The sequence below is a fragment of the Paenibacillus ihumii genome, assembly GCF_001403875.1.
Taxonomy (GTDB): Bacteria; Bacillota; Bacilli; order Paenibacillales; family Paenibacillaceae; genus Fontibacillus; species Fontibacillus ihumii.
This window is the reverse complement of the sequence record NZ_LN884299.1, coordinates 2,527,799-2,554,319: the sequence shown is the minus strand read 5'-3', so window position 1 is coordinate 2,554,319 and position 26,521 is coordinate 2,527,799. Positions and strand designations below refer to the sequence as shown.

Here is a 26,521-nt window from a genome sequence, read left to right as displayed (position 1 = left end):
TATGGCGATGGATATTGCAATAGAGCAAGGTACAGCCAAGGTAGAGCAGCGCGTTGTATATGAGTCAGGCAATGAAATGGCGGCTTACGCTGCCCATCAGATCAATTATCATATCATGGGGTATTTTCCGATATCTCCGTCAACCGAGGTCGCACAATTTCTCGATTTGATGAAGGCGAACGGCCAGCATGACATCAAGCTGATCCCTTCCGATGGGGAGCACAGCTCCGCGGGAATTTGCTACGGGGCGTCCACAGCCGGGGGACGGGTATTCAATGCGACGAGCGCGAACGGATATATGTATATGCTGGAGCAAATGCCGGTTCAGTCCGGAACCCGCTTTCCTATGGTTATGAACCTGGTATGCCGTTCGGTATCCGGTCCGCTGGATATTCACGGCGACCATTCAGACTTGTACTTTGCCTTGAACACGGGATGGCCGATCTTAATGTGCCGCGATCCGCAGGCGGTTTATGATATGAATATTATGGCGATCAAGCTGGCGGAGGATCCGGAGGTGAGATTGCCTGTGCTTGTCGCTTCGGACGGATATTTCACCTCGCACCAGAAACGCCGGGTGCATACGTTCGCGAAACGAGAGGATGTTCAGAAATTCATCGGCGAGCAGCCGCCGGCCGGATTCCCGCATACGCTGGACCGCAACAATCCGATTACCGTTGGCCCCTATATGAATGAGCCCGATTATATTAATAACTGCTATCAGCAGTCCCAGGCGATGTACCGGGCGGAGAGCGTATTCGAGCGGATTGCCGGGGAATATGCGCTGTTAACGGGCAGAAAATATGAAATGCTCGATCTGTATCGGATGGAGGATGCCGAGGTGGCGGTGTTCCTGATGAACTCGGCTTCGGAAATCATCAAAGACGTGGTCGACAGCTTGCGCAGCCAAGGCATCAAGGCGGGGTCGATCGCGCCAAACATGATTCGTCCTTTCCCCCAGCGGCAAATCGCCGAGGCGCTCAAAAACGTGAAGGCCATAACGGTAGGCGACCGGGCCGATTCTTATGGGGCGCATGGCGGCAATATGACGAATGAAATCAAGGCGGCCTTGTTTACGTACGGCAATACGACGACCCAGGTGATCAGCCGCGTCTACGGCCTGGGCGGCAAGGAGTTCTATGCCGAGGACGGGCACCATTTGTTCTCACTGGCGATTGAGGCCGCTAAGAAACAGAAGGTGGACGTTCCGTTCGATTATTACGGCCATACGCCGGGAGACCCCGACAAGGCGCCGAAGCGGGTGCTGAATCCGCTTCGCTTCGAGGACTTGAAGACCGGGTTGATCCAAGTGGCCCGAAACGAAGAGACCGGTAAGCTGGGCGTCCGCATACCGCCGCTCCGTGCATTAACGAAGAAGCCGAAACGCATAGCGCCTGGTCACGGAGCTTGCCCGGGCTGCGGCATCTTCTCCGGGCTGGAGCTGTTCTTTAAAGGGATCGAAGGCGATATCATTGCGTTGTTTCACACCGGGTGCGCTATGGTCGTGACGACCGGATACCCGTATTCCTCGCATAAAGCGACCTATATTCATAACCTGTTCCAGAACGGTGCAGCCACCTTGTCGGGCGTAGTGGAAATGTTCTGGGAGCGCAAGCGCCGGGGAGAGCTGGATTACCTCGGCCTTCAGGATGATTTTACGTTCGTCATGGTCACCGGCGACGGCGGGATGGATATCGGCATGGGTCCTGCAATTGGCGCAGCGCTGCGCAACCATCGGATGATCATCGTTGAATACGATAATGAAGGGTATATGAATACCGGAGCCCAGCTGTCCTATTCGACACCGCTCGGCCATCGCACATCGACTTCAAATATTGGCTCCGTACAGAAGGGCAAGGTGTTCCATCACAAGGATACGGCGCAAATTATGGCTGCCACCCATATTCCTTACGTGTTCACCGGAAGCGAGGCTTATCCGCAGGATCTGGTCAAGAAAGCGGCTAAAGCTCAGTGGTACGCTCAGAATGAAGGACTTGTTTATGGTAAAATATTAATAGCGTGCCCGCTGAACTGGATCAGTCCCGATGACGAAGGGACGAACATCGTGGATGCCGCCGTCAATTCCTGCTTCTTCCCGCTATATGAGGTGGAACGCGGCGAAACGACGATTACGTATAATCCGGAGGAAAAGGGCAAACGCATCCCGCTGGTGGATTGGCTGAAGACGATGGGCAAAACCCGGCATCTGACGAAGCCGGAGAACAGCGAAGCCCTGGCCGAGTTCGAGCGGGAAGTGAACCGGAGATGGCAAATTTTATTGGCGAAGCATGAGCATCCGTATTTGTAAGAAGTCAGGGAGGTTATAATCCCAAGAGTCCTTTGGAGAAAGGAGCAGGTGCCTTAATGGAAACGATGTCTGCGTTTCGGGCGTTTCGGGTACATCAGGATGAAGGCGGCTTTTCGGCAGGCATAGACGTGCTGCAGCTGTCTGAGCTGCCGGACAGTGACGTGGATATTGAAGTATATTACTCCAGCGTAAATTATAAGGATGGCCTTGCCAGCACCCCGAAGGGAAAAGTGGTCACAAGCTATCCGAGAATCCTTGGCATTGATTTGGCCGGAAAAGTGATAGCTTCGCGATGCCGGGAATTTCAGCCCGGCGATGAGGTGCTATGTACGGGCTACGGTCTCGGCGTATCCCATGACGGGGGATATGCCGAAATTGCCCGCGTACCGGCGGATTGGCTTGTCAAGCTCCCCGAAGGCTTGTCGCTTCGGGACAGCATGGCGCTCGGCACAGCAGGCTTCACCGCAGCCTTATCGGTGGACCGGCTGCTTCTAAATGAGCTTCGGCCGAGCGATGGTCCAGTACTGGTCAGGGGAGCTACAGGAGGCGTCGGGAGCGTCGCCGTCAATATTTTGAGCAGGCTTGGCTTTGAGGTCGTTGCGGCGACCGGCAAGCCCGAAGCAGAAGCAGCCCTGCGCAGCTGGGGCGCCGCCGATGTCATTTCGCGGGAAGCCGCTGCGGAAGGCATAAAAGGGGCGCTTGGCAGAACCCGCTGGGCGGCGGTTGTCGATCCGGTCGGTGGAGCCGGTCTGGGCGAAATTCTAAAGGCTGTCAAATATGGCGGATCGGTTGCGTTGTCCGGCCTAACGGGCGGAGGAGCCTTTGAAGCCTCGGTATTTCCTTTTATTCTGCGCGGCGTCAATTTGCTAGGCATCGATTCCGTGTACTGCCCGCAGGCTAAGCGGCTTGAATTATGGGAGCGGCTCGGCGCAGACTGGAGACCGGATCAGGTGCTTCAGGACGGCGTAAAGGAATACGGTCTGGAACAGCTGGAGGACGCTTTGTCGGTCGTGCTGGACGGCAAGGTGCTAGGCCGGCAGGTCGTCGCTCTAAAGACTAGCAACTAGGCCGGGCTACTCCAGCATGTTACAACGTAATTGCCATGTCATTGAAGCTTGCCGCTCCTGCGGAGAGTTCGATACAAAAGGGCAGCTGCTCATCTTGAGCAGCTGCTCTTTTTTTGCATAACCATCGTCCATCATCCACGCTCGTATGAAACCGGCCTGCCTGAGACAACCTAATCTTAATTCTAAGCTGAAGAATCGTAAGGAAAGAAGGGGTTGCCATGAACAGGCGCAAGGCCAGCCAGTGCATAATTATGCTTATTTTGGGGATGGCTGTGATTGCCGCAGGGTGTAGAGACGGTACGAACCAGATCGCCAAGGAGGAGCTGGATCGCATACAGATGAGAACGTACCAGAAGGGGAATCAGAGACAGGCTGTCCAGGGAAAAACGCTGAACAAAGCCCTGCTGTACAACCTGGTTGCCGAAAGCGCCAAACGCGGAATCCGGCTGACGAAAGAAACCTACGCGGAAACGCTAGACGGCACAATCAGCTACAATTATTTAATCAACAGCGATCCCCGCCATTTCGTCATCGTCTACGTCTACCCGTCCGAGGAGAAGCGCGTCCGGGAAATGGCTGAAATTTACGGCACAGGGGGAATCCGCGTAAAAGCGGCCAACCAGCCAGCGGTGATCGCCGCGCGGGGCAGAACCGTATTCGTCTACGGCTCAAACGGAATGAGAAACCAGGTGTATACTGATCATATGCGGGCCGTGTTTGAGGATTTATTGGACCGGATTGCGAATCCTTGACCGGTCCATCCCTCTGCCTTTGAGTTTTACAGCTTATTCATTTCGCGAATGACATGCCTAAGCTCCGGAATGACGATTCTCTCCATGGCAAGCTTGACGGCCGCCTGGGAGCCGGGCATGGAGAAGACGGCCATATTGCTGATTGTTCCGGCGATTGCGCGGCTTAATATGGCAGCAGACCCGATATCCTCCGTAAAGCTCAGGTAGCGGAAAATTTCTCCGAAGCCGGGCATTTCTTTGTTCAACAGGCTGCGCACGGCTTCGTACGTCGTATCCCTTGGCGATATTCCCGTGCCACCGCTGAGAAGTACGGCTTCGATGCTGCGGTCGGAGGCGGCCTCCCGAAGGAGCTGGCGAATTTGGTCGTAATCGTCCTTGACGATCATATATTGAACCACCTCGAAGCCGCCTTCCTCCAGCAGCTGCCGCATCAGCTTGCCGCTGGCATCATTATCGGGGGTTCGGGTATCGGACACGGTTATAATCATGCAGGAAACGTTCAAGGGCGCTTCCTGACGGTGATCTTCTGCGGATCTCATCGTATCGTTTCCTTTCTGAATGTGGATTTACTATCTAATAATTTATTTTAACATACTTTACCCTGGGCGATTCCTCCAAACACAACTTGCATCGAGGGAAGGCTTGGTGTAAACTCGCTCTCATGGAAAGCGAATTGCCGGATGGGGGTAAGATGATGTCGGAAGAACATTTGAATCAGGTAACGCCGGTTTATATATTGTCCGGTTTTCTAGGAAGCGGGAAGACAACGCTGCTGCAGCGAATGCTGTCGTACTGGAAGGATCAGGGATTGAAGCCTGCCGTCATTATGAATGAAATTGGCGATATTAATCTAGACGGCCTGCTGGTCGGAAATGAAGTGCCCATGGCGGAAATGCTCGGCGGGTGCATTTGCTGTACGGTCCGGGGAGATCTCAGCATGCAGATGCTCGAGCTCATTCATACCGAGCAGCCTGATGTCATCGTGATTGAGGCTACAGGAGCAGCGAATCCGCTCGAAATATTGGATGCTGTAACTGAGGTGTCGCTAACGGCGAAGATCGATATCAAGCCGATGATTACGGTAGTGGATTCAGTTCATCTGCTGGAGCTGCATGAAGCGCAGAAAGGGAAGACGTACCGGCTGATGATGGAGCAGATACGCTGCGGTTCGGTTCTTATCGTCAATAAGACCGACAGGCTGCAGGGTGAGGAGCAGCACCAGGTCGAGACCTTGCTGCGCCGGCTGAATCCATATGCCGACCTGCTGCCCGCAGTTAAATGTGAAGTGGATCTGGAGCGTCTTACAACATTGTATGAACGCCCGCAGCAGGTTCATGAACGCGATTCTGATTCGCCGGGGCAATCCTGCAGCAACGATGAGGCGTGCGATTGCCAGGAGCATGATCATGAGCATCATCATGGGCATGGGGAAGGGCAGGGGCAGATGCATCATTCTCATGAACACGTCACGGTGTACAGCCACTATTTTCAAGGGCCGATAAACAGCGAACAGTTCGAGGAATTCATCGCAGAGCTGCCGCGGGAGGTGTACCGGGCTAAAGGCGTGCTCAGCTTTTCGGATACGTCCAGCCGCTTCTTGTTCCAATACGCTTACCGGGAGCCGGATTATTTGAAAATAACGCCTCAGGGCAATGTACCGGATGTCGTCGTATTTATCGGTGAGCATTTTGACAGAAACACGCTTGAGAGCCGGCTTCGCCAGCTTGAAGCGGATCCTCGCTGAACATGGTCAATATTTAACAAAGCGTCCTTCATCGTTTCATTTCATGGTCTTCCTGGTTAGTGTAATAAAGAGCTTGTCCGCGGAAACAACGACTTCAGGAGGGATAAATAATGATTCAGGAGAAATACAGAGAGTGCATTCAGGCTTGTCTGGAGTGCATGAATGCTTGCAACTACTGCTATGTATCCAGCTTGAAGGAATACGATTTGGCGATGCTGAGGGAATGCATCCGGCTTGACCGGGAATGCGCAGAGATTTGTTCCTTTGCCGCAGAATCGCTGTCGCGCAACACTCCCTTCGCCCGGGAAATCTGCGAGTTGTGCGCCAAAGCCTGCGACGCTTGCGCGGAAGAATGCGCAAAGCATGAGCACCATCATTGCAAGCAATGCGAGCAGGCCTGCCGCAGATGCGCGGAAATATGCCGCAGGATGGTGGCGTAGCTTATAATCGGCCAAGGTTAATCGGCAAGGAGAGCCCGGTGTCCATAAGGATGCTTGGGCTTTTTCTGATAGAAAAATGACAAAAGTTCATGCAAAATTGAAACCTTCGATACGCTTAGTGCGTCAGAGAGGGCAGAGGTGATGAATGATAATGAACAAAAAAATGAAACTAACGGCCGCGCTTCTGCTTTCCAGCTCACTCCTGTTGGCCTCATCGGCTGCAGCTTTCGATGACGTGGCAGGACAGGACGCGGCAATTACGAAGGCGCTGCAGGAGAGAGGCATTATCCATGGCGTCACGAAGGACAAATTCGCGCCCAAAAGCCAGCTTACCGGGGCACAGGGCGTACGGATGATCGTGCAGGCATTGGATTTGAAGGGCAGCAGCGACAGCAAAGCGGCCCATGGCGTAAAGGGCGGCGCAGCATTCTGGTATTCCGAGGCGCTGCAGATTGCCAAGGACAATGGCATTGAGCTGCCCGCGGATTTCCAGCCGAACGAGAAGCTGAGCCGCGAAGCCTTCGCCAACATGCTGATGCAGGGCATAGCTTCGACCGGGAATTATCCCGTCATCATGATGTATGTGAACGTCGCCGATGCGGATAAGGTTCATCCCGATTACATGGGCAGCATTCAAACGCTGCTGCTGACGAAGATTGCCTCCCTGGACGAAGACGGCCATTTTCATCCGAAATCACCCATTACCCGGATGGAGGCAGCGAGGCTGGTATATAACGCTGTGGAATTCGTCCAGAAGCATAAGGAGATCGCGCTGCCGGACCAAGGGGATGGCGAGCATCTGAATAAGGTCTCGTACCAGGTCGAGAAGGTGAACGACGAGGTTAATAAGGTTGTCCTGACTCGGGCTAACCAGCCTCATCCCGGCTACGGCATTTCCGTGGCCAAGGTAGAATTCAAGGATAAGACGGCGGTTGTCCATTATGAGCTGCTGTCGCCGGATCCGGATAAATTTTATCCACAGGTCATTACGGATGCAAAGACGGAAACGTATGTATCCAGCAAATATGAAGTGACCATTAAGCCATTGAAAAAATAAAAGGTACAATAAACGCCACTCACGTATTGTGAGTGGCGTTTATTACGTTTATTAGTCGGTAATGAGGCCGGTTTAGAAGCTTGCCTGAATGCAGGCTCGGGTGATCGAAAGACCGCCATCATATTGCACAATATCGCTTCACGGCGGGCCGCGCATGGTACGAGGTACTGCCGGCGGGCTGGCTACACCGGGTTCACTGCAGCTTTGGCGGATACCGAGCCTGCCTGCGGCGGAAGCGGCTCCGCTTCCGCCGAGCCCAGCTGTAGGCGATACATTTGATAGTATCTGCCGCCTTGGGCCAGCAGTTCCTCGTGCGTTCCCCGTTCGACGATTTCGCCGCGATGCAGCACGAGAATCTGGTCGGCACTGCGGATCGTGGAGAGGCGATGGGCGATGATGAAGGTTGTTCGTCCCCGTTTAAGCACCTCGAGTGCAGATTGGATCAGCGCCTCCGTCTCGGTATCGATATTGGCGGTCGCCTCATCCAGAATCAGGATCGCCGGATCGAAGGCGAGCGCCCTGGCAAAGGAGATCAGCTGCCGCTCTCCGGCAGACAGGGTGCTGCCTTTCTCCACCACGGGCTCATCGATGCCTTTAGGCAGATGCTGCAGGAGCCGCGCAGCTCCTACATCGGCCAAAGCCTTCTCTACGCTCTCCCGGCTGATCCGCTCGTCGCCAAGGCTCACATTCGAGGCAATCGTGCCTGTGAACAGGTAAGGATCTTGCAGAACGATGCCCATATGCTGGCGAATCCACTGCTTCGGCAGCTTGGTGATGTCCTGCCCGTCGATCGTAATCGTTCCCTTCTGAGGATCGTAGAAGCGGAATAGCAGATTGATGATCGAGCTCTTCCCTGAGCCCGTATGACCGACCAGAGCGACGGTTTGGCCTTGCTTCGCTTCAAAGGAAATGTCCTTCAGCACATAATCCTTCTTGTAGGCGAAGGAGACGTTTTTGAATTCGACGTTGCCTGTATAGCGCGGCATCCCGCCATCCGTGACTGCTTCGCCCGGCTCATCCATCAGCTTGAACACGCGTCCAGCGGAGACCATCGACGAATCCAGCGCCGCGAGCTGGTTCACCATGCCGGTAATCGGCTGAAACAGCCGTCCGAGCACGTCCACGAAGGCATACAGTACACCGAGCGAGATGATACCGGCTCCCGTCAGCTGGGCTGAACCGAAATACCACAGGACGATAGCGAAGGATAGGCTGCGGATAACGTTCACAAGATTATGCGAGGTCAAGGCGTTCAGATTCAGCATTTTGTTCTGGTGCTTCATGTAATCGTCGTTCAGATTTTCGAACTCTTCCCTGGTCTGCTCCTCGCGGCGGAATATCCGGATGATCGACATTCCTTGAATCGATTCATTGATTATAGCGTTGATTTCGCTCAGCCTGGAGCGAATAATCGTATTGTATTTCGTGGCAAATTTCCGGTAGAGCACAACCCAGAGCCAGATGATGGGCACGACGAAAAGACAGATGAATCCCAGCCTGATATCGAGCAGGAATAGGGCCACATATACGCCGAGCATATTAATTACGCCCGAGAAGAAGTTGGACAGAACAGCGATAAACAAATCCTTCACCGCCTCGGTATCATTCGTGACCCGGGAGACTACCTTGCCTGCCGGCAGGTTATCGAAAAAGTTGACCGGCAGGCGCTGGATATGGCTGTAGACGTCAAGGCGAAGCTTCTGAATCACTTTGTTCGCCGAGGACTGCAGCCAGTACGTTTTGCCGAATTCCATAACGATCGCTACCGCAAGGAAAGCAAAATACCAGCCGATTAGCGTAAGGATGCCGGGAATCTCCGGCTTGTAGAAAGCGAATAGCTCCGATTTCGTCAGCTTGACCGCCGGATATTCCGCCTTGCCACTTTTAGAGTCGATCGTCAATATACCGTCCGAGTAGCTGCGGTCGCCGCTCGTCTCCATTACCGGACCGTCAATGAAGACGAAGGTCATGCCGGCTTGGAGAACACGGATCTCCTGTCCTTTGACTTCGCCTTCTGCAAAGCGATCTCCGCGTTTGAAGTACCGGCCGTCATAGGATACGGTCTCCTCGCTCGGAGTGGACGTCTCGTAGAATGGCCGCTCGATCGCCAGCATATGGTCATCGATCATATAACGGGCGATGAATGGCCCGGCCAGCTCAGCGGCAACGCCGACGGCCAGCATGACCAGGGCCAGGATGAATGTGTTTTTTGCCGTCAAGGCGTACTTGAACAGCGCCTTTCCTGTATTCGCGTGCATTAGGACACCTCCCCGTCCGTCAGGCTAGATTCCACCTGCTGACGTTCATATTGTTCGCGGTACCATCCGTTTGACTCCAGCAGCTCCTGATGCGTGCCCTGTTCGATAATCCGCCCTTTATCGAGTACAATGATCCAATCGGCATGCTCTACCGCAGACAGCCGATGGGTGGATATAAGCGTGGTTTTGCCGGAGCGCTTGCTCCGAATATTGTCGACGATCCTTGCTTCTGTGCGGGCGTCTACGGCTGACAGCGCATCATCAAGAATAAGGATCTCCGGATTGGCGATAAAGGCTCTGGCTAACGATACCCGCTGCTTCTGGCCCCCGGAGAGGGCAACCCCTTTCTCACCGACCAGCGTGTCCAGCCCGTCGGACAGCGTCCCGAGATCCTGATCGAACGCCGCGGTGCGGATCGCCTCCATAATTACTTCGTCAGAAGCATCCTTGAGGCCGAATTGAATGTTCTGCCGGACACTCTTGGAGAACAGAATTTGTTCCTGCGGCACATAACCGATCCAGCCATGCAGCTGGGAAAGCGCAATCGATTGGAGCGGCACGCCGGAAATCGTCAGTTCGCCGGTGCCTAGCGGATACTCATGCAGCAGCTGCTTCAGAAGCGTGGATTTGCCGCTGCCGGTGCGGCCGACGACGCCGAGCGTCTGGCCGCGGCGAATTGTTAAATTAATATTGTCAAGATTGACCATCGTTGAGGTCGGATACTGGAACGTTACGTTTTTGAATTCAATCGTATCGGGGGAATCCACCTGAGCAGGCTCGGCAGCATCCTCAACATCGGGCTTGACGTTCAGTGTCTCGTTGACGCGGTCGAGGGAGGCGCCGCCGCGCTGCATGATGTTGATTAACTCGCCGATAGCGAACATCGGCCAAATCATCATCCCGAGATACATATTGAAGGACACGAGATCCCCTAGGGTCAGCTCGTTATGAAATACAAGGTAAATGCCGTATGTCAAGCCAATGGCATAGCTAAGCCCGACACAGAGCCGAATCGTCGGCTCAAAATAGGCATCGACTCGGGCGACAGCCAGGTTCTTGCGGTACACATCATCGGTCACATCCTGAAATCTTTTCTCGTCAAGCCGCTCCTGAACATAGGCGCGGATGACGCGCACGCCGGCGACCGATTCAAGCACCTGGTCATTCATATCACCGAACGCATCCTGAGCCAGCGTATAACGCTGATGGATAATCCGGCCATATATCATCATGGCCAGGGCGATGAAGGGCAGCGGAATGATCGCGGCCAGCGTCAGCTTCCAGTTGATGAGTGTCCCCATAGCGACTAAGATCACGGTCAGGTAAGCCGTCGAGTCCGTTAAGGTCAGCATGCCGAAGCCGGCCGTCTGGGCGACGGATCTCAGGTCATTCGTCGCTCTCGCCATAAGATCGCCCGTACGGCTCCGTTCAAAGAACGGCGGCGTCATTCGGAGCAAATGATTCATGAATCGCGTACGGAGCAGTCTTTCCACGAGGTTAGATCCGCCGAACAGCTTATGCATCCATATGTAAGTCATGTAATAGATGATGATGAGCACGAAGACGATCATCAGAATATACCGGGCGAGCGATTCCCAGCTGATGGATCCGCTCACGATATCGTCGATCGCGGCGCCAAGCAGCCTGGGCGGCAGCAGTTCAATAATCCCGGCGAAGACCAGCAGGACCATGCCGATCGTGTATCGCCTTTTCTCCCGGCGGAAGAACCAGCCTAGCTTGTGAAGAACGGAAAACATATAAAGCCTCCTCCTATTCCTTAACAACGTATGATTATAGTCATTTTATTTTTTTGGCAGATCCCTGCAGGCAAGTTCCCTTGAAAGCGAAAAAAGGCATATCGTCCGTAAACGATATGCCTTAAAAACCAATAACATATAACGCGTACAGTGCTAACACAAAGTGTGAAGCAACCGCAGCCAAAAATGTATTATCGATACCCGCTAGAAGACGGCGGGGACAGTTCGCGAATATATTCCGGTCGAGCCTGCAGGGGTTGCTCCGGTATTCAGTTGTAATGTGATTCCGTCATGAAATGCAGGAAAATGATTAACAATTAACACCGTGCTCACCCTTTCGTTTGGTAATTAATGCAAATGAGATCTCGTATGTTGTTGAGTTTAACACCGCTTTCTTGCGGCTGTCAATTTTTATTTTGGCAATTCATTCGGGATTGGTCTAAAATAAGGAGAAGATAGGAGGGGATCGAGATGATCAACGTAACAAAAGAAGCGGCCGGCTGGTTCAAAAACGAACTTGGCGTACAAGAGGGTCAGGCGATCCGCTTTTTTGCGAGATATAGCGCCGGAGGGACTCTCCACCCGGGATTCTCCTTGGGGATCGGCATTGAGCAGCCCGTCTCGCCGGGAACCATCTCTGAGGTAGAAGGGATTACGTTCTACATGGAAGACAAGGATTTATGGTATTTGAAGGGCTATCACCTGAACGTCGTGTATGATCAGATTCACAATGATATCGAATATACGTACGAGACGGACGGTGGCCAGCATTAAGCTGCAGAAGCGGGTCGTCCCGGCATATCCACATCAGAGAGCGATCTTCATGCTCAGGGGGACAAGCTGATTCGTGACCCGTCCCGACCAAGAAAAGGCCCGTACTGCGGGCCTTCAATTTTTCAGTATATAGAAATGGATAAATTTCCTGTCGGACTGACAATGCTCTAGCCGAAAAAAAATGACCGCTAAACGCGGTCTGTCTGCTTAGAAAATAGGCTGCTGGGCGGTTATTTCACGGTTGGTTATTTGTAAAAATGCTGTCTTCCATGGCGAATTCAAAGTCCTGGATATCGAACACCTGTACCGGAACCTCCGCTTCGATAATCCGGCGAATCAGCTCAAGCTGATCCGTGAGAACAGGCGCGCCTTCACGCTGCGCCGTAAGCACGATCTCCGTCTCGATCGGATCAAGGAATTCCCCGTACTGCTCGTTATCGAGCGCGTTGACCACTGTCCATGAGACGTTCTCGCCGAACAGGATGGAAGGGCTTTTCGACCAGGGTACGTTCAGGGCACGTTCAAGCTTCTTGCGATTTAGCGGTTCTTCGAGATAGGCTATCAATTCGTTGATCTTATTCTTAACATGCAGATCGTCGGCTGGATCATGCATGAGGGGTTCGGGGCTATTCTGGAATTCATACAGCTCCATGACGGTGGTGTAAGGTACAATATATTCTACTGGCGCGCCCGGCGCGAGTAACTCCCCATAAATGGCCACCATCACGGCTTCAATGACAAATCGACGTGACATGGTTATCCTCCTACAAACGGTTACTGCAATGGTCTCTCACCTGCTGCTCCTTGGCTAGGCTGCGGCAGGACATATTATAGGGAGTATATCATATCATGAATACAATTACAGCTTAATCGGCAAAAATTGAATGACGATTGGAGGAAGGTTATGCCTGAATCTAAGGAATGGGCACGGAACTCGGAACTTCCCGCCAGCGTCATTAGCTGGATCGAAGAACAAGGCGGGGGAGGCTGGAGGGTTCGCCAATACCGCCCGCTGCCCGGCGGCATTTCGTCGGCGGTATATGAGATGCAGCTGGAAAGGAACGGGAAGCAGGCCTCATGGGTGCTTCGTCAATTTACAGACCGCAATTGGCTTGAGGAAGAGCCTGATCTTGCAGTCCATGAGTCGGCAGCGCTTCAAGCCGCGTTAGGATATAGGATTGCTTCGCCGAAGTGGATTGCCTCCGACCCTGACGGCAGCCGCTGCGGCATGCCTTCCGTCCTGATGACCCGCTTGCCGGGGGAGGTTGTGTTAATGCCAGCAGCCCTGGAGGCTTGGCTGGAGGGATTGGCGCAGACTTTAGCTCATTTGCACCGGGAAGGGGCGGGGAAGATAGAGAAGTTTTCTTGGCATTATTACTCCTATATGGAGCCCGCTCGCTTCCGTATTCCCGATTGGACGGACAGGCCGGAGGCTTGGCGTGAAATCGCCAGAATCATCAACAGACCCGAACCGGATTATACTCCCCGGTTTATCCACCGCGATTATCATCCGGCCAATGTCCTTTGGGAACGGGGCCGAGTATCCGGGATCGTCGATTGGGTCAATGCTTGCTTGGGCCCGGCCGGTATTGACGTGGGCCATTGCAGGGTCAATTTGGTTCAGCTCCATGGGCTGAAGGCTGCGGGTCGCTTTCTTGAAGCCTATAGGAGCAGTATGGCCGGCGGAGAAGAATTTGAATATGATCCCTACTGGGATATGCTTACTCTCGCGAGTTATGCATCGGGGGAGCTTACGGTATACCGGGGCTGGACAGACCTCGGCGTAACCCATCTGCACGAGGATTTGCTGGCAGCAAGGCTTGACGAATATGCGGAAAGTCTGCTAAGATCACCCGGCCGAACAACATAAAGGATGTGCGCATCATTGAAACATTGGAAAGCGTATTTTGCTTTTGTCAAACCGTATACGAAATGGATTATTCTCACTCTTTTTATCGGGATCTTGAAATTCGGGATTCCGTCCTTGCTGCCGCTGGTGCAGAAATATGTCGTTGACGATATTTTGCTGAGTAAATCGCTGGGGCTGGAGGAGCAGATATCCCGGTTGATGATCGTGCTTGGAGCAACTCTGTTCCTGTTCGTCATTGTACGCGGGCCCGTAGAGTATGCCCGGCAGTATTTTGCACAGCTGATTACGGCGAAAATTCTTTTCGATCTGCGCAACAAGCTGTACAGCCATCTGCAGAAGCTATCGCTGCGGTATTACCAGAACACGAAGGTAGGCGAGATCATCTCTCGGTTCATCAACGATGCGGAGCAAACGAAGAACATCGTCGAGGTTGGCATGATGAACGTTTGGCTGGATGCCTTTACGCTCGTATTCGTTCTCGGGTTCATGTTCTACCTTGATCCGGTATTGGCGCTTGTCGCTATTGCGATCTTCCCGCTATATGCGGTTGCGGTCAAGGTGCTGTACAAGCGTCTCAAGCTGCTGACCAAAGACCGCTCGGCGGCCCTTGCCGGCATTCAGGCGTATTTGCATGAGCGCATACAGGGCATCTCGGTCATTCGGAGCTTTGCGCTGGAAAGGCATGATCAGGCCAAGCTGGAGGGCATCAACGGGAATTATTTGAAAAAAGCGCTGGCCCACAGCCGCTGGAATGCCTGGACCTTCGCGATTATCAATACGCTGACTGATATTGCGCCGCTGCTAGTCATCGGCTACGGGGGCTACCAGGTCATTCAGCAGAATCTGACGCTTGGGACATTTATCGCCTTTTTCGGCTATCTTGACCGGTTGTATTCACCTCTTAAGCGTCTAATCAATTCCTCTACCGTGCTGACCCAGGCCTCCGCTTCCTGGGAACGGGTGCTGGAATTGCTGGAGGAGCCTTATGATATGGTCGATAAGCCGGGCGCCCTCGCCTTGACCGGAAGCAGCCATGGCATTGCGCTCCGCAATGTCTGGTTCAAATATCACGAGGATGGCCCCTGGGTGCTAAGGAATATCTCCATTCAGATCAACCCGGGACAGACAGTCGCGTTCGTCGGGATGAGCGGAGGGGGGAAATCCTCTCTTGTCGGCTTGATTCCGAGATTCTACGACGTTCAGAAGGGCAGCCTGATCGTAGGCGGGAGGGATGTAAAGGATTGGACGATGGAGAGCCTTCGCAGTTCGATCGGCATGGTGCTGCAGGATAATTTCTTGTTCAGCGGAACTGTTCGCGAGAACATTCTGCTCGGGAATCCCGGCAGCAGCGATGAGGCGGTCTATCAGGCGGCCAAGGCGGCGAACGCGCATGACTTCATTATGGAGCTCCCGAATGGTTATGATACTGAAGTAGGGGAACGGGGAGTCAAGCTGTCCGGCGGGCAAAAGCAGCGGGTAGCTATCGCCAGAGTATTTCTGAAGGACCCGCCGATATTAATTCTGGATGAGGCGACCTCAGCGCTGGATTTGGAGTCTGAGCATTTGATCCAGCAATCGCTGCAGCATCTTTCCCGCAGCCGGACCACCTTAATCGTCGCCCATAGGCTGTCAACGATTACACATGCGGATCAAATCATCGTTATGAAGGACGGAAGCGTCGCCGAACGGGGGACGCATGACGAGCTGATGAGCAAGGATGGCGTGTATGCTCAGTTGTACAATATTCAGAACTTGAATCCATAGCACGCCGGGACTTATTAAGAGTTCATAATAACTTCAGAGCAGCGGCAGACGATGCAGACACAAAGCGCCCATGAAGGCTTAGTTTATAGCCTTCATGGGCGCTTATTCGTCTCGCCTGGCAGAGCATCTAGAGCTTGCCGATGAGGAGCGACAATATGCCGGCTGCGATCAACGGGCCAACCGGAACTCCGCGGAAGAAGGCTACGCCGAGAACTGTGCCGATCAGCAGACCGGCCACGACAGTCGGCTGGCTGCCCATGAGGGCGGCGCCTCTTCCGCCAAGCCAGGCCACCAGCATCCCTACGGCAATAGCCAGCAGGGATTTCCAATGGAAGAAGGAGGACCACAGGGTGGACAGCGGAAGCTTGCCGCTGGCTACGGGGGTCATGACACCAATCGTCAAAATGATAATGCCGACGGTCAAGCCGTACTTCTCCAGCCAAGGAAAGGCGGAGTGCAGCTGCAGAACCCGGATCAGCAGCAGGAAAATCATCGCTACCGTGATCGGCAAATTGCTGCTGAATATGCCCAGGGCCGCCAGGAACAGCAGAATGAGCGAGGTGATGTCAACCTGGCTCATCTTAAGCTTCTCCCGCTCTGGAGGCGATAATGTGATCGGCGATCAGCACGCCATGCTTGCGGCCGGTCTCGATGAACACTTCATTGGCGTTGCTTCCGGATGCAATAACGCCGGCGACGTATAGGCCTGGCACGTTGCTCTCCATCGTTTCCGGATGAAAGACCGGCTTCTCCATATCGCCTGACATTTCGACGCCTGCCTCAAGCAGGAGCTTGCGGTCAGGATGGAAGCCAGTCAGAGCGAGCACGAAATCATTAAGGATTTTCTCCCGGCCCAGCTCGGATTCGATGATCACATGATCCTGGCCGATATCAATGACCCGGGAGGAGAGGCGGAGGGAAATTCTCCCCCGATTGACCATGCTCTCGAAGATCGGTCTGACCCAAGGCTTGATCTGCTCGGAAATGCTGTCCCGGCGGTACACGATCGTTACCTCCGCATCGACGCGAAGCAACTCCAGCGCCGCGTCAACCGCGGAGTTGCTGCCTCCGATGATCGCGACCTTTGTGCCGGCATACGGATGCGCCTCCCGGAAATAGTGGGACACTTTGTCCATCTCTTCTCCCGGGATGCCCAGCATGTTGGGATGATCGAAATAGCCCGTGGAAATGATGACATTACGCGCTGGGTATTCCCATTTCTCGCCGCTGCGCGTTACGGAATGCACGATGAAGCTGCCGTCCTCCTGGCGATGGATGGCCGTTGCCTCCTCGTATGATGCGATTTGCAAATCATAGTGGCGGCTGACTCCCCGGTAGTAAGCCAGGGCCTCATGGCGGAAAGGCTTCTCGTTCGGCGTACTGAACGGAATATCGCCGATTTCCAGCAACTCGGGCGTGCTGAAGAATTGCATATGGGTCGGATAAGAATAAATGGAATGGACAAGACAGTGCTTCTCCAGAACGAGTACATGAAGTCCCCGCCGCTGACACTCTATAGCCGCCGAGAGTCCGCAGGGGCCAGCACCGATAATAATAACGTCTTGCATGTGAGGCCTCCTAGTTGTTGAATAAAATTCTAGTTCACTTGAGTGAAACAAATACCATCCTACAGGAAATGACCATGAATATCCACCCGGGAAGGGAATGCGCCTTCTCCAGGGCAAGTCAGGCCAGTACGTCTTGAATACGGCATCCCAATATGCCCAGTCATAGAAATTATATCATTTCCCGGCAGATTTCAGACAAGCGAAATATGGGTAAAGTGGTACAATGGAATTATCCTATTGAGCTTGTTGGCGTACCAGGGAAGCAGAACGCAAAGTTGAGGTGGTTGCATGGAAATCCCCTGGAGAAGAAATTTATATGTGCTATGGATCGGCGTATTTTTTTGCAGCACCGCCTATTTGATGGTCATCCCCTTCATGTCTCTGTTTATTGTCCATGATTTGGGAATTACCGATCATCTGACCCTCTGGTCCGGCTTTACGTTTGGCATTACATTTCTAGCCAGTGCGCTTATCGCCCCCTTCTGGGGCTCCCTCTCGGATAAATACGGCCGCAAGCCGATGCTGCTTCGGGCGGGCTTCGCCCTATGCCTGGTCTACGTGCTGAATGCCTTCGTCAGAAATCCGTTCGAACTAATCCTCGTTCGTATTCTTACCGGATTGCTGTCAGGTTATGTTCCATCGGCGATCGCGCTGATAGCGACGAATACCCCGGAGAAGAAGGTGGGGTTCTGTCTAGGCATCATGTCTACCGCAGGGGCGGCAGGAGGAATCATCGGCCCTTTAGCAGGCGGCATTCTGAGTAAATTCGTCGGCTATCGGGAATCCTTTCTCGCAGCTGCGGTGATCGTGCTTATTCCTACCTTGATTGCGTGGCTGTTCGTCCGGGAGTCCAATTTCGACAAGAACAAGGCTCGGTCGCGGGTGATTGACGATTTGCGCGCTGCCTCCAAGAACCGTCCGTTGATGCGGCATTTGACCATTGTGCTTATCGTTACCGCCTCTGTCATGGTTCTTGAACCGCTGCTGTCGCTCTATGTACTGCATCTTGGCGCAAGTGCCGCGGATGCCTCGTTTAGTTCGGGAATCATTTTCTCGGCTGTCGGGATTTCTACTGTGCTTGCTGCCCCCGTGTGGGCTAAAGTCGGCGAGCGGATCGGCTACCGGAATACCTTGATAATCGGTCTGGTTGGCGGGGGGCTCGGCAATATTCTGCAGGTGTTCTTTCATGATATCTTCGGCTTCGGCACGCTCCGGTTCATCTATGGCTTGTTCTTCGCCGCCGTATTTCCGGCGCTGAATGCGCTGATCGTCCAAACGACAGAGCCGGAATTCCGCGGCAGAGCATTTAGCCTGAACCAGTCGGCGGGGCAGCTGGGGAATATGATGGGACCCATCGCTGGCGGAACGCTGGCTGGTTGGGTATCGATTCCCGCGGTGTTCGTGCTTAACGGCCTGCTTCTTGCCGCGACGGCGGCTGCTCTCAAGCTGAAGCCAAGGGCAGGAATCCGCCGCTCTTCAGATCAAGGTACCCCAGCAGGACTCCCTTAATGGGCGTTTAATCCGTTATATTTGGGTTAAATATCCATTAAAGGGAAGGGGAATAACCCCCGCCTGGCTGCGTGACCCGAATGAAGGGGAGGAGAGCATGGCGATCGATCGGTTTATCATCAAAAAGCTGCAAAGCTGTACTTATCAGCCGATGAAGCAAAATCTGCTCCGTTTGTTGATCATTCGCATTGAGAAGGCTTGGCATGAAGAAGAGGCCCGAAAGCCGGCATTATAAATGCCGCTGCTTCGGGCCTCTGTTCTTCATTCCTGTCGATTTGAAATTACAGCAAAATATTAATAAAGGGAAAGCGCAAGGGAGTCGTATTCACTCTTACTGTGCAATATAGCTTCCGAGCCTTCGATTTCGATACTGATCAATGAATTAAGGCATTTCTTCAAAGCTCGTTTTCCGTTATTGAATTTGTTCTCCAGCGCGCTAGTCAGCAGCTTGAGCGTTCGTTGAATCGGCTGCTTGCTATCGACATTGAAATAAACAGGTACCAGATTATCCTGGAAGTTAATGAGTATTCTCATGCGAATCACCTCTTACAGTGGTTTCATAGTACAAATTGTAAAGCAGAAAACTTAAAAATAGATTAAGAAAACATTATAATTCAATTAATCTTTGATGAGAATTCTAGAAGAATGGAACCTGGATTCTATGAATTTTCTATTTTTGATACGAATAAGAGAGCCATAAAGTTTCAAAAGCCTAAAAAAGTTAAGATGATCCTCCTATTTTTATGGGTATATTGTAATAGATTACCAAATTATTCCGAGCATAAATGATATAAACAGTGGTATGATAGGGATGAGATTATGACAAAACTGTAAGGAGTGTTTCAAATTTTGGAAAAAAGGGTTAATTATATTGGCTGAATTTTAGGTATGAGGTAACCCTTTGAACATTCCTGGCTAAGGAATACAGACTTCAATAATTAGTTATAGAGAAAATAGGAATAACGGGTCAGACCTGATAAATTGAGGAGGTGGGCAGATGTTAATTGCAGATGCGTCCCAGAGTGAAGTCGTAACATTGCAATCCAAGGAACTGATCTATTTAACTGATCTGCTCGGAGTAAACCGCCTAATGGGCAAAGAGGATCCATTTCGCGAATTCTTGCTGAAGGAACTGGATGAGGATTGGGAGACTGTCCGGGACTCCTTAATTCAAAAAGGCTACTTGACGCCCCAGGGGAACGAGGAAAGGCTGACCGTGCCGATGCAGGTCATGTCCAGGCTCGCGGCGGCGTCCTTGGCCGAGAAGGCTTGCTGGGTGAAATATCGCACAGGTACCGAGACGTACGAACAATTTCTACATATTGCGAATGAATGTGTTGTCAAGGTAGAGCGTTCAAAGGACTGCCTGGCTTTGCATCAGCTGGATGAAATTAGCGAGGTGCGCAGCGTATGCGGCAGCATAGTCGGCGAAATGATGTGGAACGCGCAATGTCCGGGAGAACTGCCTGCGCTCATGCTGTCCAGACGGCAGTTTGAGGAAATCGTCCGGAAATTGGATTATCTAGATATAGAGGATGTCATGGTGGAACTGCTGAAGATCACGGATGACCAGGAAGGGGTTATTTCCCTGGCCAAATGCCTGAAGACGCATGTGGCGCAGGGGGATATCCGCTTCTTCTCCTGGAACGGGGATGGATGGGAGTCGCAGCATGCCCAGTTTATGAACAATCATACGATCAATTGGCTGTTCCGCTCCAGCACGAAGGCGGAGGAGGACTGGCTTATTGCTACGCCTACGCAGAAGGATCAATTCCAGGAAATGCTGCTTCACTGGTTTCGGAAGCCCAGCGAGCAAGCGGAAGGCAAGCAATAGTTAAATTTGGAAAGAGGGATGATGTGGGCAGGATCGAGGATGAAATAGCGGAGCTCAGGGAACGGGTCGCCCGGCTGGAGGAGCGAACCAAGCTCTATGAGGAGCCGTCTCCGCGGTTTATGAACTATGTCCGGTGGTTCCTTGCCGGATTTCTGACTGTGGCTGGATTAATGACTCTGTGGCTGGTGGCTATGGTTGTAATTCAATATGTCTTTTGATAGATAGTAGCCCGGTTCAATATTTTGCTTGTCCGGTGATTTAATTGCACTCCATTTTGGGTAATCTTGAAACAGACGGCAAAGCGGAAGCAGCAGACTCAGCATGCCTTGCCACTAATCCAAATATCGGTAGGAGTGTGACCGTCATGACGGAGAAGCAGGGTAATCGGCTTCGGTTTCAAGGGAAAACCGCTATTGTTTCGGGGGCGGGCTCCGGGATCGGAAAGGCCGCCGCCATTAAATTGGCGAGAGAAGGCGCCAAAGTCGCACTGTTTGATTTGATAGATGATCGAACGCGCAGCACGGAGCATCAGATTAACCATATCTATCGGGGAGTGTCGCGTTCATTCGACGTCGATGTATCGGATCCGGTGCGGATGGAGCAAGCGATTCGGGAAGCGGCAGAGTACTTCGGGCGCATCGATATCGTGTTCGCAAATGCAGGCATTAATGGAACGCTGGCTCCGGTGGAGGAAATGTCTTTCGAGGATTGGCAGCGTACGCTCAGCATCAACTTGAACGGGACGTTTCTTACGGTGAAGCACACGGTTCCGTATTTAAAAAGCCAGGGCGGCGGCAGCATTATCATCACTAGCTCGATCAACGGAAATGACCGTTTCTCCGGATTCGGCATGTCGGCTTACAGCACGACCAAGGCCGGGCAGGTGGCCTTTGCCAAGATGCTGGCCCTGGAGCTTGCGAAATTCAAAATCCGCGTCAATGTCATTTGTCCGGGCGCCATCGCGACGAATATCGATTCCACCTCCGAGGTGAGCGAGGAGCTGGAGGAGATCATCATTCCGGTTGAGTACCCGGAAGGCGCGCAGCCGCTGGCTGATGGCCCCGGGCAGCCGGAGAACGTGGCTGATCTAGTCGCGTTCCTTGCTTCCGATGAATCCGTTCATATTACTGGGGCCCGCATCGTCATTGACGGGGCGGAATCTTTGCTGTAGCAGGGAAGAGAGCCCATTCAGCTGTAGACGCACTAAGCGGTTAAGCGGATTCGCTTGCATAACGAACTATCCAGCAGGCCGTACAGAAAGCCCCGTTCCGACAGGCGCATGCCCCGGGACGGGGCTTCACGCCGCTGTGGGACAAATGAGGCCTGTATGGTAAAATGCTAACAGCACTTTGTTTTATGAAGGAGAAGAGAATGACAAGGCTTCCTATTGATGAGGTGATTCCGGAGCTGAAGATTTGTCTGCAGCGAGCGGGCAAGGCTATTCTGCTCGCGGAGCCGGGGGCGGGCAAGACGACGCGCACGCCGCTTGAGCTGCTCGAAGAGCCCTGGCTGCAGGGACAGGGCATCGTGATGCTGGAGCCGCGGCGGCTTGCTGCCCGCTCGGCAGCGGGCTATATGGCGCGGCAGCTCGGCGAGCCGGTGGGGGAAACGGTCGGCTACCGGATCAGAACGGACACTAAAGTATCGAGCCGGACAAGAATTACGGTCGTGACGGAAGGCATTCTGACCCGGATGCTCCAGCATGATCCGGCCTTAATGGGGACCGGGCTCATTATTTTTGATGAATTTCATGAGCGGAATCTGCATGGCGACCTCGGGCTGGCGCTGGCGCTGCAAAGCCGTGAGCTGCTTCGGGACGATCTGCGGCTGCTCATTATGTCGGCTACGCTGAATGCAGAGCCGCTGATCAGGCTGCTTGGCGGCGCCGAGGTCATCCGCAGCGAAGGGCGGACGTACCCGGTGGAGACCAGGTACGCGGAAGGGCCTTCCGGCCAAGCTCCCTTGGAGCAGTCGGTAGCGCGCGCGGTACGCAGCGCGCTGGAGCGGCATGAGGGGAGCTTGCTGGTGTTCCTACCCGGCGCGAGGGAAATTCGCCGGGTGGAGCGGGCGCTGGCTCCATCGGTGCCGAGCGGCGTGCTTCTGGCGCCGCTGTATGGAGCGCTGCCTGCCGAGCAGCAGCAGCGGGCCATTGCGCCGCCGCCGCCAGGCAAGCGCAAGGTGGTGCTTGCCACGTCGATCGCGGAGTCGAGCCTGACGATCGAAGGCGTGACGGTGGTGATCGACAGCGGCCTGCGGCGCACGGCGCTGTTCTCGCCGCGCACCGGCATGAGCCGGGTGCAGTGAAGTAGAATGAGGTAGTGCTGAATTATGGCTCGAATATGAAGGAAGAGAGGCAGTGGGCATGGAAGGAGGAAGCGGGAGGGTGTGTATAGGAGGCACAGGCGGTGCAGCTGCTGCAGCAGCTCGGAGCGCTTGACGGCGAAGGCCGCATCACCGGTCATGGCCGCAGGATGGCCGAGCTCGGGCTGCATCCCCGCCTGGCGCATATGCTGCTGAAGGCCGCGGAGCTCGGGCTGGGTTACCCGGCCTGCCGTCTCGCCGCGCTCCTGGAGGAGCGGGACTTGTTCAGGGGCTCCGCGGGAACTGGCGAGGATTGCGACATCCGCAGCCGGCTGGCGCTATTGCTGGAAGGCGGCCCTTCCGGGAAGGGCAAAGATCCGGCCTTCCGCGTGGAGGAGCGGGACATACAGCGCATTCTGGCTATGAGCGTTCAATATGAGCGAAGGCTTGGCCTTAAAGACGCCGGCAGCTCCAGCGGACAGGCCTGGCATGAGGCTTGCGGCCTGCTCGTATCCTTTGCTTATCCGGACCGCATCGCTAAGCGCAGAGCTGACGGGAGATATTTGCTGCGGAATGGCCGCGGCGCCGCCTTCGCCAGGAAGCAGCGGCTTGGGGAGGCTTCTTTCCTCGCCGTTGCAGAAGTCGATGATGAGGGAACGGAAGGACGGATTTTATTGGCGGCTCCTGTGGAGCTGAATGATCTAATGCGGTATTATGGCTCGCATATGAAGGAAGAGAGGCAGGCGGAATGGAACGAGGAAGCGGGAACAGTTCGCGTTCGCCTGCGGGAGACCCTCGGCGCGATTGTCATCAAGGAGCGGCCGGTACAGCCTGCGGCCGAGGATTTTACGAAGGCGCTGCTGCGGGCTGTGGCCACGCAGGGAGCCGGTATTTTGCCGTGGTCCGGGAAAGCCCGCCAGCTGCAGGCCCGGGTCGGCTTTCTGCGCAGGCTGAGCGACCGCTGGCCGGATTTCTCGGATGCCGCGCTGGCCGAGCGCGCGGAAGAATGGCTTGCACCATATATTGTGAGCTTCCGCAAGCGCTCGGATCTGGAGTCGCTGTCTCTCGTGTCCATTTTAGAGCATGAGCTGGATTGGGAGCTTAAGCAGGAGCTGAATGTACAAGCCCCGACACATTTGACGGTTCCGAGCGGCTCCAGAATCCAGATCCATTATGATCAAGGTGAACCCTATGCTGCGGTCCGCCTGCAGGAGCTGTTCGGCATGATGGATACGCCCCGGATCGGCTACGGAACAGTTCCCGTCATCATGCATTTGCTGTCTCCCGCAGGGCGTCCCGTTCAGGTTACAGCGGATTTGCGCAGCTTCTGGGACCATGCTTACTTTGAAGTGAAGAAGGACTTGAAGGGACGTTATCCCAAGCATTATTGGCCGGATGATCCGCTGCAGGCTACGGCGACCAGAAGGGTTCGTCCGAAATGAACCAAAGCCCTGTGCAGGGCGGCCATGATAAGATTTTTACCACAGAGAAGCCAAAGCCAGCCATCCCGTTTAGGGGGGGAAGCTTGGCTTTTTTTCCTGCGATCTGATAACTGCAAGCTCACCTGACCTGGCTGGCGATGAGAGTGTGGCGAGCAGGGATGGGAAAGCCTACGGACGCCTGCATAACCAGTCTCTCCCGGCTCTAAGCCATTTTTCGTCTCATCGTTAAAAAACTGCTGAACGCTTACAGGATAATGGCATTGAAGCTGTTTAGCGCAGCTGAAATGAACTGGCAGGGCCAAGACAACACGGCTATAGAGCGGACCCGAGCCATAGCCCGAAGCGCCCGGGAATGAAAGGACGAGCTTGCCAGCAAAGAGCTCATGGCGTATATTCGTTGAAGTATAAATGCAATTTTTAAAATTAGACGTTAATTAACATAACATTCTATAAAAGGAGACAGGAGCTATGAAGGTAAGAGTGCTAGTGGTCGATGATCATCCGCATGCCCGCGAGGCCATCGCCGAAATACTATCGGATGACGAAAGCTTCGAAATTATCGGATACGCGCAGAATGGAGACGAAGCGCTACAGCAGACGGAGCTGTGGATGCCTGATCTTATATTGATGGATATTCATATGCCGGGCAAAGACGGCCTGGAAACGACCAGGGAAATCAAACTGAAATATCCTTACGTCAAAATCGTATTGATTACCGTCTCCGATGATGCGGCACATCTGTTTGAAGCGCTGAAGCAGGGAGCGCAGGGCTACTTGCTCAAGAACCTGGAGCCGGGCACCTGGCTGCAGTATTTGCGGGCGGTCGCCAGCGACGAAGCGCCGCTCTCCAGCGAGCTGGCTTACCGCATCCTCCAGGAATTTCCGCTCAACAAGAAGAATAACAGTGCCGATCATCCGCTGACGGGCCGGGAGCGCGAAATTCTGGATTGGGTGGCCAAGGGGCTCACCAACCGGGAAATTGCCAAGGAGCTGCAAATTTCCGACCAAACCGTCAAAAATCATTTAAAAAATATTTTACAAAAATTACATTTGGAAAACCGGGTGCAGCTGACGAGATATGCTTTGGAGCAAGGCTGGATCGACCGATAGCCCTTAATTCCAATATTTCAATATATGAAAAATTCACAATAATAAAAACCTAAATCTCTCTATCACCTTCTAGCTAAATCTACTTCTATCCACGAACCTATTTAATAAAATAAATAGTTTTAAAGAGCAGACTAAACCGCTATTGTGAAAGTTTCACAGCTGTTTTATACTTTTAGAAAAGCAGGAGGTGGCAGAATGGCCTTTATGATTGCGCAGCGCGCGTATATTAAGCTGTATTTGATTTCGATGGTCGAGCAGCGGAGAGGCTATGGGTATCAGATGCTTGAAGAGCTGAAGGAAGAATTCAAGCCTTTCGGTTATGTGCCTCCGCAGAGCGAGATTTACCGCGCCCTCCATGAGCTGGTGCAGGAAGGGGTGCTGTACCGGACAAAACAGCTTAAAGGCAATGATCCCAGCGTGGATTTCCAGGAGATCGTGCTCTATCATTTTACCGATGGCGGCTATGAGAAGGCCGAGTTGTACAAGAAGCAGGTCAAGGTCGATTTGGACCGCTGTATTGGGATGCTGAATAAGGCGGTTGCCGATAATTATTGATTTTTGCTTAGTTTTTTGCATAGTTATTGAAGGTTTATTCCGGGATTAATCCGATTTGTATTGTATTATTTGGCAACATCAAGTAACATGAATTTTATATTCATAACCGAATATTGTGGGAACAGGTGCTTCAGTCGCCGTCGATTGAAGCTTAAAAGGGAAGTCCGGTGCAATGCCGGCGCGGTCCCGCCACTGTAACAGAGGAGCTGGAAGCTATAGTGCCACTGATGAGAATTCATTGGGAAGGCAGCTGTCCAGTCATGATTCTGAAGCCAGGAGACCTGCCTGTTCTGTCAGCACTGCTGTACCTACGGGAGATAGGGAGGTGTTAAAGATTCGAGCCATCGCGCAATATGACGAGGGTCCTCTTTAGCATTCGCTATAGGGGACCTTTTTGTTTGGGAATAACAT

23 protein-coding genes, 1 pseudogene and 1 riboswitch are annotated in these 26,521 nt (G+C 53.4%); of the genes and pseudogenes, 17 read left to right on the top strand and 7 right to left on the bottom strand.

Features of this window, described 5'->3' with window-relative positions:
* The first annotated feature begins 1 nt into the window (after position 1).
* The 3 genes from BN2762_RS18565 to BN2762_RS18555 all read left to right on the top strand — a co-directional run bounded on the left by BN2762_RS18565 (position 2) and on the right by BN2762_RS18555 (position 4,127).
* Positions 2–2,308, top strand: a complete 2,307-nt coding sequence (locus BN2762_RS18565) for a thiamine pyrophosphate-dependent enzyme (RefSeq protein ID WP_055108375.1) — start codon at positions 2–4, stop codon at positions 2,306–2,308.
* A gap of 56 nt (positions 2,309–2,364) precedes the next feature.
* Positions 2,365–3,375: an acrylyl-CoA reductase family protein gene (locus BN2762_RS18560; protein WP_055108374.1), complete on the top strand. Its 1,011-nt coding sequence runs from the start codon at positions 2,365–2,367 to the stop codon at positions 3,373–3,375.
* 218 nt (positions 3,376–3,593) lie between these two features.
* Entirely contained in the window at positions 3,594–4,127 is a 534-nt protein-coding gene (locus tag BN2762_RS18555) for a hypothetical protein (protein ID WP_230202541.1), read from the top strand.
* A gap of 26 nt (positions 4,128–4,153) precedes the next feature.
* On the opposite strand, the gene BN2762_RS18550 is transcribed toward BN2762_RS18555, so the two are convergent.
* Complete coding sequence (locus BN2762_RS18550) at positions 4,154–4,666, bottom strand: MogA/MoaB family molybdenum cofactor biosynthesis protein (RefSeq protein ID WP_055108373.1); 513 nt, start codon at positions 4,664–4,666, stop codon at positions 4,154–4,156.
* 122 nt (positions 4,667–4,788) lie between these two features.
* Between BN2762_RS18550 and BN2762_RS18545 the strand changes: the two genes are divergently transcribed.
* The 3 genes from BN2762_RS18545 (at position 4,789) to BN2762_RS18535 (ending at position 7,368) form a co-directional block, all read left to right on the top strand.
* On the top strand, positions 4,789–5,871 hold the full coding sequence (locus tag BN2762_RS18545) for a CobW family GTP-binding protein (RefSeq protein ID WP_230202540.1): 1,083 nt from the start codon (positions 4,789–4,791) through the stop codon (positions 5,869–5,871).
* Between the two features lie 110 nt (positions 5,872–5,981).
* The gene (locus BN2762_RS18540; RefSeq protein WP_055108371.1) at positions 5,982–6,311 is read left to right on the top strand and encodes a four-helix bundle copper-binding protein; all 330 of its coding nucleotides are present in this window, start codon (positions 5,982–5,984) and stop codon (positions 6,309–6,311) included.
* A 151-nt stretch (positions 6,312–6,462) separates the two neighbouring features.
* Positions 6,463–7,368, top strand: a complete 906-nt coding sequence (locus BN2762_RS18535) for an S-layer homology domain-containing protein (RefSeq protein WP_074048651.1) — start codon at positions 6,463–6,465, stop codon at positions 7,366–7,368.
* Positions 7,369–7,550: 182 nt separating this feature from the next.
* On the opposite strand, the gene BN2762_RS18530 is transcribed toward BN2762_RS18535, so the two are convergent.
* Together BN2762_RS18530 and BN2762_RS18525 are read right to left on the bottom strand one after the other, a co-directional pair.
* On the bottom strand, positions 7,551–9,626 hold the full coding sequence (locus BN2762_RS18530) for an ABC transporter ATP-binding protein (RefSeq protein ID WP_055108369.1): 2,076 nt from the start codon (positions 9,624–9,626) through the stop codon (positions 7,551–7,553).
* A complete protein-coding gene (locus tag BN2762_RS18525; protein WP_055108368.1) occupies positions 9,626–11,383 on the bottom strand; it encodes an ABC transporter ATP-binding protein in 1,758 nt (585 codons plus the stop codon). The genes BN2762_RS18530 and BN2762_RS18525 overlap by 1 nt, the downstream gene beginning before the upstream one ends.
* A 471-nt stretch (positions 11,384–11,854) precedes the next feature.
* Between BN2762_RS18525 and BN2762_RS18520 the strand changes: the two genes are divergently transcribed.
* Positions 11,855–12,157 carry a HesB/YadR/YfhF family protein gene (locus BN2762_RS18520; RefSeq protein WP_055108367.1) on the top strand — a complete coding sequence of 101 codons (303 nt, stop codon included), beginning with the start codon at positions 11,855–11,857 and terminating at the stop codon, positions 12,155–12,157.
* A gap of 235 nt (positions 12,158–12,392) precedes the next feature.
* On the opposite strand, the gene BN2762_RS18515 is transcribed toward BN2762_RS18520, so the two are convergent.
* On the bottom strand, positions 12,393–12,911 hold the full coding sequence (locus BN2762_RS18515; protein ID WP_055108366.1) for a hypothetical protein: 519 nt from the start codon (positions 12,909–12,911) through the stop codon (positions 12,393–12,395).
* Between the two features lie 150 nt (positions 12,912–13,061).
* Here BN2762_RS18515 and BN2762_RS18510 point away from each other — a divergent pair, with 150 nt between their 5' ends.
* Entirely contained in the window at positions 13,062–14,027 is a 966-nt protein-coding gene (locus tag BN2762_RS18510; RefSeq protein WP_055108365.1) for a phosphotransferase family protein, read from the top strand.
* Between the two features lie 15 nt (positions 14,028–14,042).
* Positions 14,043–15,791, top strand: coding sequence for an ABC transporter ATP-binding protein (locus BN2762_RS18505; RefSeq protein ID WP_055108364.1), 1,749 nt, complete (start codon positions 14,043–14,045; stop codon positions 15,789–15,791).
* Positions 15,792–15,918: 127 nt separating this feature from the next.
* Here the strand turns inward: BN2762_RS18505 and BN2762_RS18500 are convergent, their stop codons facing one another.
* The gene (locus tag BN2762_RS18500) at positions 15,919–16,371 is read right to left on the bottom strand and encodes a DUF441 domain-containing protein (protein WP_055108363.1); all 453 of its coding nucleotides are present in this window, start codon (positions 16,369–16,371) and stop codon (positions 15,919–15,921) included.
* A gap of 1 nt (position 16,372) precedes the next feature.
* On the bottom strand, positions 16,373–17,359 hold the full coding sequence (locus tag BN2762_RS18495) for a YpdA family putative bacillithiol disulfide reductase (protein ID WP_055108362.1): 987 nt from the start codon (positions 17,357–17,359) through the stop codon (positions 16,373–16,375).
* 288 nt (positions 17,360–17,647) lie between these two features.
* Here BN2762_RS18495 and BN2762_RS18490 point away from each other — a divergent pair, with 288 nt between their 5' ends.
* Positions 17,648–18,868 carry an MFS transporter gene (locus tag BN2762_RS18490; RefSeq protein ID WP_055108361.1) on the top strand — a complete coding sequence of 407 codons (1,221 nt, stop codon included), beginning with the start codon at positions 17,648–17,650 and terminating at the stop codon, positions 18,866–18,868.
* 97 nt (positions 18,869–18,965) lie between these two features.
* On the top strand, positions 18,966–19,103 hold the full coding sequence (locus BN2762_RS27340; RefSeq protein WP_187386555.1) for a hypothetical protein: 138 nt from the start codon (positions 18,966–18,968) through the stop codon (positions 19,101–19,103).
* Positions 19,104–19,162: 59 nt separating this feature from the next.
* Here BN2762_RS27340 and BN2762_RS18485 read toward each other — a convergent pair whose 3' ends face one another.
* A complete protein-coding gene (locus BN2762_RS18485) occupies positions 19,163–19,402 on the bottom strand; it encodes a hypothetical protein (protein ID WP_055108360.1) in 240 nt (79 codons plus the stop codon).
* Between the two features lie 463 nt (positions 19,403–19,865).
* Between BN2762_RS18485 and BN2762_RS18480 the strand changes: the two genes are divergently transcribed.
* The 6 genes and pseudogenes from BN2762_RS18480 to BN2762_RS18455 all read left to right on the top strand — a co-directional run bounded on the left by BN2762_RS18480 (position 19,866) and on the right by BN2762_RS18455 (position 26,110).
* A complete protein-coding gene (locus tag BN2762_RS18480; RefSeq protein WP_055108359.1) occupies positions 19,866–20,702 on the top strand; it encodes a hypothetical protein in 837 nt (278 codons plus the stop codon).
* A 23-nt stretch (positions 20,703–20,725) separates the two neighbouring features.
* The gene (locus BN2762_RS18475) at positions 20,726–20,920 is read left to right on the top strand and encodes a hypothetical protein (protein ID WP_055108358.1); all 195 of its coding nucleotides are present in this window, start codon (positions 20,726–20,728) and stop codon (positions 20,918–20,920) included.
* Positions 20,921–21,066: 146 nt separating this feature from the next.
* Positions 21,067–21,873, top strand: coding sequence for an SDR family oxidoreductase (locus BN2762_RS18470; RefSeq protein WP_055108357.1), 807 nt, complete (start codon positions 21,067–21,069; stop codon positions 21,871–21,873).
* A gap of 200 nt (positions 21,874–22,073) precedes the next feature.
* Positions 22,074–24,445 (top strand): annotated as a pseudogene (locus tag BN2762_RS18465) (ATP-dependent RNA helicase).
* Positions 24,446–24,913: 468 nt separating this feature from the next.
* A complete protein-coding gene (locus BN2762_RS18460; protein WP_055108356.1) occupies positions 24,914–25,555 on the top strand; it encodes a response regulator in 642 nt (213 codons plus the stop codon).
* A gap of 195 nt (positions 25,556–25,750) precedes the next feature.
* Positions 25,751–26,110: a replication termination protein gene (locus BN2762_RS18455; RefSeq protein WP_055108355.1), complete on the top strand. Its 360-nt coding sequence runs from the start codon at positions 25,751–25,753 to the stop codon at positions 26,108–26,110.
* A 106-nt stretch (positions 26,111–26,216) separates the two neighbouring features.
* A riboswitch (cobalamin riboswitch) is annotated at positions 26,217–26,413 on the top strand.
* Positions 26,414–26,521: the final 108 nt, after the last annotated feature.